Annotated in this window: 1 pseudogene; it reads left to right on the forward strand. The window is 36.1% G+C overall.

The annotated features are described in order from the left end of the window. Nucleotides 1–46 precede the first annotated feature (46 nt). Nucleotides 47–429: pseudogene (locus AB4486_RS24815) on the forward strand (lipopolysaccharide biosynthesis protein); the annotation flags it as partial.

Raw genomic sequence — 429 nt, forward strand, 5'->3', positions numbered from 1 at the left:
TTCTCTGAGAGATATAAAGCCGATATCAAAGATTGACGGGAGGAAGGTGATTGTTTTTAGAAATGTCACAGATGGAAGCCTGAACCATCACCTAAAAGGTTTTGAAACATATACTTTTGATGAAGGTGATGCAGCAAAGTATGACTTTAAGCATATTTACCTACCTATGCCTCAACTAAAAATCATCGGTGAGATAGAAAGAACATCTGATTTCGATGTTTCTTTTGTCGGCATGGATAAAGGAAGGAAAGAAAAGGTTCAGAAAATAAAAGATGCATTAGATGGTTTTAAGTGCAATTTTATTGTTTTTGACAAGAAACCGTCTTATTCCTATGTTGAATACCTAACCGTGATGCTCAATACCAAATGTGTATTGGAAATGGTTCTTGATGGACAGACGTCTGATACAATGAGGGTTAAAGAGGCGTT

It is taken from the genome of Vibrio sp. 10N.222.55.C6 (genome assembly GCF_041473395.1).
GTDB lineage: Bacteria > Pseudomonadota > Gammaproteobacteria > Enterobacterales > Vibrionaceae > Vibrio > Vibrio crassostreae_C.